The organism is Streptomyces yerevanensis, from assembly GCF_000716805.1.
GTDB classification, from domain to species: Bacteria; Actinomycetota; Actinomycetes; order Streptomycetales; family Streptomycetaceae; genus Streptomyces; species Streptomyces flaveus.
The window spans coordinates 1-8,615 of the sequence record NZ_JNWJ01000126.1 but is presented as its reverse complement, the minus strand read 5'-3'; the positions used below and the strand labels follow the sequence as shown (position 1 = coordinate 8,615).

9 protein-coding genes and 2 pseudogenes are annotated in these 8,615 nt (G+C 69.0%); 5 read left to right on the top strand and 6 right to left on the bottom strand.

Features of this window, described 5'->3' with window-relative positions:
• Positions 1-91 (top strand): annotated as a pseudogene (locus OP79_RS57800) (helix-turn-helix domain-containing protein); the annotation flags it as partial.
• A 69-nt stretch (positions 92-160) separates the two neighbouring features.
• Here OP79_RS57800 and OP79_RS47720 read toward each other — a convergent pair.
• Together OP79_RS47720 and OP79_RS47715 are read right to left on the bottom strand one after the other, a co-directional pair.
• Positions 161-2,938 (bottom strand): ATP-binding protein, encoded by a 2,778-nt coding sequence (locus OP79_RS47720; protein ID WP_078492523.1) that lies wholly within the window; start codon positions 2,936-2,938, stop codon positions 161-163.
• A gap of 178 nt (positions 2,939-3,116) precedes the next feature.
• Positions 3,117-4,340 (bottom strand): RNA-guided endonuclease InsQ/TnpB family protein, encoded by a 1,224-nt coding sequence (locus OP79_RS47715; protein WP_033329489.1) that lies wholly within the window; start codon positions 4,338-4,340, stop codon positions 3,117-3,119.
• Between the two features lie 25 nt (positions 4,341-4,365).
• Between OP79_RS47715 and tnpA the strand changes: the two genes are divergently transcribed.
• Positions 4,366-4,782 (top strand): IS200/IS605 family transposase, encoded by a 417-nt coding sequence (tnpA, locus tag OP79_RS47710; RefSeq protein ID WP_033329488.1) that lies wholly within the window; start codon positions 4,366-4,368, stop codon positions 4,780-4,782.
• A 432-nt stretch (positions 4,783-5,214) separates the two neighbouring features.
• Positions 5,215-5,961 (top strand): response regulator, encoded by a 747-nt coding sequence (locus OP79_RS47705; protein ID WP_051745841.1) that lies wholly within the window; start codon positions 5,215-5,217, stop codon positions 5,959-5,961.
• Positions 5,962-5,968: 7 nt separating this feature from the next.
• Here OP79_RS47705 and OP79_RS47700 read toward each other — a convergent pair whose 3' ends face one another.
• Positions 5,969-6,475 carry a GtrA domain-containing protein gene (locus tag OP79_RS47700; RefSeq protein ID WP_078492524.1) on the bottom strand — a complete coding sequence of 169 codons (507 nt, stop codon included), beginning with the start codon at positions 6,473-6,475 and terminating at the stop codon, positions 5,969-5,971.
• Between the two features lie 247 nt (positions 6,476-6,722).
• Here OP79_RS47700 and OP79_RS55790 point away from each other — a divergent pair, with 247 nt between their 5' ends.
• Entirely contained in the window at positions 6,723-6,881 is a 159-nt protein-coding gene (locus OP79_RS55790) for a hypothetical protein (RefSeq protein WP_157857527.1), read from the top strand.
• A 72-nt stretch (positions 6,882-6,953) separates the two neighbouring features.
• Here the strand turns inward: OP79_RS55790 and OP79_RS56315 are convergent, their stop codons facing one another.
• The 3 genes and pseudogenes from OP79_RS56315 to OP79_RS47685 form a co-directional block, all read right to left on the bottom strand.
• Entirely contained in the window at positions 6,954-7,166 is a 213-nt protein-coding gene (locus tag OP79_RS56315; RefSeq protein WP_033329486.1) for a hypothetical protein, read from the bottom strand.
• Positions 7,167-7,454: 288 nt separating this feature from the next.
• Positions 7,455-8,045, bottom strand: coding sequence for a TetR/AcrR family transcriptional regulator (locus OP79_RS47690; protein WP_033329485.1), 591 nt, complete (start codon positions 8,043-8,045; stop codon positions 7,455-7,457).
• 136 nt (positions 8,046-8,181) lie between these two features.
• Positions 8,182-8,424 (bottom strand): annotated as a pseudogene (locus tag OP79_RS47685) (PaaI family thioesterase); the annotation flags it as partial.
• A 92-nt stretch (positions 8,425-8,516) separates the two neighbouring features.
• Here OP79_RS47685 and OP79_RS57795 point away from each other — a divergent pair.
• The coding region (locus OP79_RS57795) for a winged helix-turn-helix transcriptional regulator (protein WP_033329172.1) at positions 8,517-8,615 on the top strand (99 nt) is incomplete at its 3' end.

Sequence of the window (8,615 nt, the reverse complement as noted above, 5' to 3'; positions counted from 1 at the left end):
CTCGCTACGAGAACACCTGCATGCCGCCATCGGCGTCTCACCGCTCGCCTACCGGCGCACCTTCCGCGGCGCCCTGACCCCCACACACTGAGCACCACCGCACACACCGCTCCCGCCCTGCTGTCGGCGAGCCACCCGGGCAGCCCCGGGATACCGTCGGTCACCCCATAAAACGCAGCCCGTCCTCAAAGTCGACGCGCGCGAGGTCGGCGCGCGAGACGACACCGAGCTTGGGGAACACGTTGGCCAGGTGATGAGCCACCGTACGAGGACTGATCAGCAGCTGTGCCCCGATCTCCCGGTTGGTGAGTCCCTCCGCGGCCAGCCGTACGACTCTCAACTCCTGCGCGGTGAGGGTCGTCGGGGTGTCCCGTGCCCGTGCCCGCGCGGAGTCCCGGCGCGGTTGCTGCCCCGTCAGTTCCTGTTCGGCCCGGGTACGGGCGAGCAAGGGGGCCGCGTCGAGTCGCCGGAAGGTCTCCGCGGCTTCGGCCAGCTGCACTCGGGCGTCGGTACGGCGGCGGGACCGCCGCAGCCACTCGCCGTACAGCAGGCGCGTGCGGGCGTAGGCGAAGGGCCGCGACCGGGCTCCGGGGACCTCCAGCGCGAGCCGGAACTGCTTCTCCGCCTCCGCTCCGGACTCCAGCAGGGCACGGACCAGGTGCGTCGCGGAGATCGCCCACGCCGCCTCGGTCCGTTCGGCCCACCGCCGCAGCAACCGCGCCTGTTCCTCGGCCGTCGCCCGCTGCCCGGCCTGGAGGGCGGCCTCGGCGGTGTCCGGCGCGGCGAGCAGCGCGACAGTGGCGTTCGCCGCGTGGTGCCCGTCCTCGCCCAGCCGGACCAGGCGGTCCAGCGCCTCCTCGGCCCGGCCGGCGAAGAGCGCCGACATACCGAGGTTCCACTCCGCGCAGGCGCTGAAGACGCGCACCCCACGCGGCACCCAAAGCTCGATGGTCCGGTCGGCGACGTCCCTGACGGTCCGCTCATCGCCTCGCGCGGCTGCCAGCCATCCGAGACCGGTGTGGCACTGCCCCGCCAAGTGGTCGTCGCCGATCCCCTGAGCCACCTGGAGCCCTTCAAGGGCGTTCGCCGTGGCCAAGGTCCAGGAGCCTTGCGCGATGTCGGGCGCCACGGTCTGGGCCAGCGCCTGGGTCAGGGCAGTGACCTGGTCCGTGTGCCGCAGCGTGTCGATTTCACGGCGGAGCGCCTCCTGCAGGGCGGACTCGATGCCCCAGGCCACCGCCAGCGGTGCCGGTGGCATCAGGAGCCATGAACTGCCGTTGAGCCGGGTGAGGATCTCAGCGACGGGGGCCACGACCTGGTCGCGGTCATCGGCGCCGCCGCCCTGGTCCTCTGCCCACCATGCGCGTAGCAACGGCAGCAGATCGGCGTTCGGGAAGTTCCCCTGCGGGAGCCGCCGCTCGAGTCGCTGGAGCGCCTCGCGCTGAAGTGCGCCATGACTGGCCGCCCACGCCGCCCGCAGTGCCATGCTGCCGAGCCCGAACGCCTGCCCGGGATCGGCCACCCGCTCCATGTCCCGGGTCAGCTGACGGCAGGCGACTTCCAGATTGCCGTGCGCGAACTCGATCAGCCCGCGCAGCCCCTCGCTGAGATCCGCGACTGTGGATGCGGAGGAAATCCCTTCGGCCCGCTCCAGCATTCCCCGCGCCACATCGACGTGGCCGGCCTCCCAGGCCGCCCTCGCTCCGAGAGCCAGCCGTCTGGCCGCGTCGTCCGTGGCGGGTGACAGCTTCGCCGCACGCCGCAGGGCACGGGCAGCCGTGGCACAGCCACCGCGCGCCCAGGAGCGGTGGGCCGACTCCTCCAGCAGCCTGGCCACCTCCTCGTCGGACCGGCCCACGGCTTCCACAGCCGCGGCAAGGTGCCAGGGGCGCAGCTCGTCGGTGTTCTCACCGGTCAGCACGGAGGCGAGCGCGCGATGAACGGCCTGGCGGTTCGCGGGCGGCGCCTCCTCGTAGACCACCGCCTCCATCAGTTGGTGGCGGAAGCGGATCCGCCCGTCCGAGCCCGTGGTGAGCAGGCCCGAGTGCATCGCTTCGTCCCAGGCGGCTGAGTCGAGGCCGAGCACGTCACCGGCCCGGCGCACGGTGTTGCGATCGCTGCGGTCGTCGGCGGCGGTGAGAAGAAGCGCGGTGCAGGCGGTCGCGGACAGCCTCTCGATGCGGGCGCGGAAGGAACGACGCAGGCGGGGCCCGACAGCGATCTGCTCACCGGCGAGAGGGTGTGTCGAGAGGTCGCCGGCCGCCACGAACGTGGTCAGTTCCTGGAGTGCGAGCGGATTGCCGGCCGCCGCGCGGACCGTGCGGCGGATCACCGCCTCGTCCACGTGCGGAGCGAGGGAACGGGCGAGGAGCCGGGCGTCCTCGTCGCCCAACTCCCGGACCTCCATGGCCGCCAGCTTCTCCCAGGGACCGTCGACGGGGTCGTCGTGTCCGGTGAGGAGCATGACCACGGGCTCGTTGCGCAGGCGGCGCGCGACGAAGGCCAGGCACTGGGCGGACGGCTCGTCGAGCCAGTGGGCGTCGTCGGCGATGATCAGCACCGGCCGCTTGTCGGCCAGCTCGCCGACGAGCGTCAGTACGGCCACGCCGATCAGAAACCGGTCCGCCACGTCGTTGCTGGTACCGAGCGCCCCGTTCAAGGCGTTGGCCTGCGGCTCCGGGAGCGTACCGATCCGCTCCGTCACCGGCCACAGCAGTTCGTGCAGTGCGGCGAACGTCAGCCCCGACTCCAGGCGAGTGCCCCCGCATCGCAAGACGGTGAAGTCCGCAGCCGCGGACTCGGCCACGTAGTCGAGCAGGGCGGTCTTACCTATGCCGGGGTCACCCCACAGCACCCGCGTTGCCCCGTCGCCTTGCCGAGCACCGTCAAGGATCCGGTCGAGGGCTGCCTGCTCCGGACGCCGTCCGTAAAGGTCCATTTGCTTGAAAGCTTAATGGGCTGCGGTCGCCCGGAGCCACCGCAGGCAACCGCGTCCAACCAGATTTGGCAGTTCCATGACCGATACGGCGACGGATCCGCTGCCATCCCCTCATCATTGACTTGCTCCTCGGGCTGAAGCCCGAGGATTCTGGCCTTCTCCGCCGGTTGCTGTGCCGCTACGCGGCACAGTCTTCCGACGGGAATCCGTGGCTTCCTGCTTCGTCGCGCTGTGCCAGGACGAGTCCCGGTCTTACCTGCGCTCCACAGGCTGTAACCGCCAGTCCGGCGGCCTTTTTCACGTTCTTCGCGGCGTTGTGGTCCCGGTCGTGGACCGTACCGCAGGCGGTGCAGGTCCAGGTCCGGATGTGCAGGGGTTTGGGGCCGTCCTTGGCCCCGCACTCCGAGCAGACCTGGCTGGTCGGTGTGAACCGGCCGATCTTCACCAGGGTGCGCCCGTACCTGGCGGCTTTGTACTCCAGCATGTGCACGAACTGCGCCCAGCCCGCGTCATGCACACTCTTCGCCAGCCTGGTGCGCGCCAGTCCTTTGACCGCCAGGTCCTCCACACCGATCGCTTGGTTGTCACGGATCAACTGAGTGGAGAGCTGGTGGTGGAACTCCCGGCGGGCGTCGGCCACTTGTGTGTGGGCGCGGGCGACCTTGAGGCGGGCCTTCTCGCGGTTCTTGGATCCCTTCTGTTTGCGGGACAGCTCCCGCTGGGCTTTTTTGAGTTTCTTCTCCGCGCGGCGCAGGAACCGCGAGGAGTCGATCTTCGTGCCGTCGGAGAGGACGGCGAAGTGGGTCAGGCCGAGGTCGATGCCGATCGTGTGGTCGGTGTCGGGCATGCGGGTGGCGTCGGCGACCGGGTCGGTGTCGATGACGAAGGAGGCGAAGTACCGCCCGGCCGCGTCCTTGATCACGGTGACCGAGGAGGGTTGTACGGGCAGGGTGCGAGACCACTTCACCTTCACCGCGCCGACCTTCGGGAGGTTCAGCCGCCCGGAATCGGTGACCGACCAGCGGGCATTGGCCGTGAAACGGATCGACTGCCGCTTGTCCTTGCGGGACTTGAACCGGGGCGCACCCGCCTTCGCGCCCCGGCGTTCACCCTTGAGGGAGGCGAAGAAGTTCCTGTAGGCCGCCTCCATATCGCGCAGGGACTGCTGGAGCACGACGGTGGACACCTCGCCCAGCCAGCACCGCTCGGCGGCCTGTTTCGCCTGGGTGATCAGCTGCTTCGACAGGTGCCCGGCGGTGGGGAACGCTTCGCCCGCCTTCCGGGCGTCCTCGCGGGCGCGCACCGCGTCGTTGAACACGACGCGGGCGCACCCGAACGCCTTGGCCAGTGCGATGCGCTGACCGGAATCCGGGTACAGCCTGAAGGCGTACCGGAGCTGCATGGCGGCCACGATACATACTTGGGTTATGGGTGAGATGCAGAAGATCAGAACTGGTCGGCACTGTGTTTTCGTGATGCATGTCCACTTGGTTTTCGTGACCAAGTTCCGGCACAAGGTGTTCACGGACGATCACCTGAGGCGGATGGAGGAGATCATGCGGTCGGTGTGCGCGGACTTCGAGTGCGAGCTGGTGGAGTTCAACGGCGAGAACAACCACGTCCACCTCCTGGTGAACTTCCCGCCCAAGGTCGCCGTCACCAAGCTCGTCAACTCCCTCAAGGGAGTCTCTTCCCGCCGCCTGCGCCAGGAGTTCCCCGACCTGGTACGCCACTACTGGCGGGCCAACAAACTCTGGTCCGGCTCCTACTTCGCCGGCACCGTCGGCGGCGCCCCACTCTCCGTGATCAGGCAATACATCGAACAGCAGAACCGGCCCGTGTGAGAATCACCCGGCTCCGCCGGACAAGAATCCGCGACGCTCCGCGTCGCCACCATCAGATTCGCTTCACCACCGGACTGAAGCCCGATGCACTACGAATGAATCCCGGTAGCGTCGGAAACGTGATCAGCGCATTCGCGAAACTGCGCTACGCCGTCGGCCCGGCCACCGGAGGCATCAGCACGCTCCGCCATGTCGTTCCCGCCCTCGACGCGGTGGACGTCACCGCCGAGGACACCGGACCGTCGTGCACCCCACGAGTGGACGGCCATGACGGCGGCGACCAGAGGCCGGTCGGCATACGCGAGCGGGCCGCCCTCTGCCAAGGAGAGGTCGCCGCGGGCCCCGACTCCCGCGGCGGCTGGATCGTCCGCGCCCTTCTCGTCCCCACGACCCCCACCACCGCTCCCAGCACCGCCCCCACGGAGACTTGGCATGACCACCGTTCTCATCGTCGACGATCACGCCCTGCAGCGCTTCGGCTTCCGGATGCTTCTGGAACAGCACCCCGACCTGACCGTGGTGGGCGAGGCCGCCCACGGAACCGAAGCCGTCCGCAAAGCAGCCGAACTGCGCCCCGACGTCGTACTCATGGACGTACGGATGCCCGGCATGGACGGCATCGAGGCCACCCGCCGCATCGTCGAGTCCGGAGGCCGCTCCCATGTCCTGGTTCTGGCCACCTTCGACATCGACGAGCACGCGTACGACGCCCTGCGCGCCGGCGCCAGGGGTTTTCTGCTGAAGGACGCGCTGCCCGACGAACTCGTCGCCGGTATCCGGTCCGTGGCCGCCGGGGACGTGGTCATCGCCCCCGGCCTGACTCGCGAGCTCATCGACGTCTTCCCCGGCCGGCGGCCCGGCCGCGCCCCCGGCCAAAACCGGCAGCTCGCCTTCCTGCCCCAGCGCGAACGCGAATCCCTGCCCCAGCGCGAGCGCGAGGTGCTGACCGCCATTACCTCCGGCTGGAGCAACCCCGAGATCGGCGAACGGCTGTCGCTGGCCGAATCCACCGTGAAGACCCACGTCAGCCGCATCCTCGCCAAGATCGGCGCCCGCGACCGCGTCCAGGCCGTGATCTTCACCTACGACACCGGACTGGTCAGACCCGCACGACCAGCACTGCCGCGCGCGATCAGAGCCGACCACAGAGGTCCTGACGCTCTGCCTGCAGCCGGCTGAGGTCCAATCACAGTGCCGGTACCGGGAAGAGCGGGGACACCTTGACGCCCCTTTCCCGCGCCGGCGCCGGGCTCATGGCCCGCACCGTGGTCCGGGTCCGGCCACCGGCGAAGACGAACACACGCAGCACCAGGAAACGCCCGACACCGGCGAGCCCGGCGGCGGTGAGGTAGACGACCTGCTCGTAGAGCACTCCGGCCGACGGCTGCACGAGGTGCAGGACGAGCACCGCGGTGGAGGTCACCACATAGGCGGCCGTGGCCGACCCCACGGACTGCCAGTGCTGGCGCCATCCGGCATGCCCTGCCCCGAAGGTGAAGCGTGCGTGGAGCTCCGTACTGAGAAGAGTCGAGGCGACGGTGATCAAAGCATTCGCCGCAACCCAGGGCATCAGTCCGGCGAGCCCGGCCACGGCAGTGCTGGACGCGACCCCGACACCGCCGCCAAACAGGACGAACCGAGCGAAGGAGGCGAGTGGACCGGGGGCGCCCGGGTTCCGTCGCACCGCGGCCATATCGGTGTCCGTCCGTTCCACACCCCGCACCTCGTCCGCCGCCTCCGGCGTCGTCTTCGGCAAGACCAGCGACTTCATGGGAAGTCCCTTTCGACTGAGAGCTGCGGGGCCTCTTTGGCCGGCGGGTTCACAGAACGCTGCGCCCGTACGTTCGTCGAGACTTTTAGATTACGACCGTACGACAATAAGCAGGAGGTAAGCCCACAGACAAGGTCCTGACCAGATTTGGGATTATGACCGTACTCACATGAGTGACGAGGGAGCAGGCCTGCCGCCGAACCGGGGAGACTCCGCTACCGACCGCTGCACACAGCTGCCCGCGCACAATTCCGCCGGCAGCCGCCCGGTCGCGAAGGCGGGCCTGCCTCAGCGGTGCACGGTGATCGGCCAGCCAGGACCGGAGTGACGGTGTCCGTAGCGGCGCCAGAGGCGAAAGCCCTGTTCTGACGCCGCCGCGCCAGGGCTCCGTACGGGCCTCCTACCTGCTCCCGGGCAGCACCTCGGACTCGGCCACGACAACCCGGCCCGCCGCCGCTTCGGCGGCATGGTGCTGTGCCACCTGGATGCGCCGCAGGCCGAACCAGGCGACCAGCGCCATCAGCGCGAAGGCCACCCCGGCGAAGCAGCCGATCGCACTCGGTAAGGACCAGCCCCACTCGTGTCCCTGGGTGATCGGCAGCAGAAGCAGCACGAGAGTCGCGGCAGCGCACGGAACGCGCGGCCCCCCGCGTTCGGCCAGGGTGAATTGATGCGTACGTGCGGCGGTACGGCCGTCAGCCGCGGCCTCGGCCGGGAGCGCTGCCCGGCGCGAGCCGTGAAATGCCCGTCGCGGTTCAGGGCGCAGGGATGGAAAGAGCACACAGCCGCCGGCAGCGCAGGAGGTGATCCCCGGCGGCGTCGGCTGAGTCCCAGCCGGAGAGAACCTGCCGGCTTCGGACCGCTCCCCGAGAGCCACGGCCTGGGGTTGGGGTTGGGTGCGTCAGACGCGCTGCCCGGCGTCCAGCAGGGCGAGGGCGTTGTTGACCCCCTGATCGAGGAGTTCTTCGGCGAGTTGGCTGTCGGTCAAAGCGCGGGAAAGCTGCAGTGTCCCGGCCATCAGACCGAGAAGGCTGAGCGCCTTCACACGTGCGGAGGACGGGGCCTCGGGCGCCATGCGGGCGGCAATGCCCTCGACGAGGACCAGCACGCCGTCGGTGTACGCCTGCCTGGTCGTGTCGGTGCAGCGCCCGATCTCGTCGAGCAGCGCGGCGTTGGGGCAGCCGTCGCCAAGGCTCTCGCGGTGCTGGGGCGACAGGTACCCGCGCACGATCTGCTCGAGTCCGGCACGGCCAGGAGCAGCCCGCGCGACGACGTCCTCGGCCTGCACCTTCAACTGGTCGGCGATTGCCGTGGTGACGAGGTCGTCTTTGGATTCGAAGTGAGCGTAGAAGGCCCCATTGGTCAGCCCCGCGTCCTTCATGAGCGTCGAGACCCCGGAGCCGTCGATACCGTCCTGCTTGAGCCGGCGGCCCGCCGTCTCGATGATCCGCCGCCTCGTCTCCGACTTGTGCTCTTTTGCGTACCGCACCACAGCACACGCTCCTTCGCCGACCGGAAGGGCCGGTTGCCCTTCACCGACTTCGCCAGTCTATGGTATTGCGAACGTAATTCAAAAAATCGACGAGCCACCAAGGGGCAACGGGCCGCCGCCTGGCGGAATATCGATGGGTGGCGAAGATGCCGCCGTGCACGCTGCCGATCGGGTTGTAGTGCTCCTCGCCCGGCGTCAGCGAGAAGACCGCCCTGCCGGGCTCCACCTCGTCCAGGGCGAAGTCGACGGTGTAGTTGATGGGCGGTCCCGGCAGCCGCCCCGCCTGCAGCTCGCGCAGGAAGTCGATGCCGGCCATGCGCCCGGCGGCTTCCGCCAGGAGCGCGGGATCTTCCCACTGATACGTACGTGTTCGTCCCACGACCAAGGCCTTCCCATCTGACTTTTATGAGCGAAGCTAGCCCTTTGTCCAGCTGACTGTCAACGACGAAGTCAGGCCCGTACGATGGCGGGATGGAGTGGCTTGAGGCGAGCACGGAGAACTGCCCCGTCCAGCGCACGCTCGACGTGATCGGGGAGAAATGGACGCTGCTGATCCTGCGTGACGCCGTC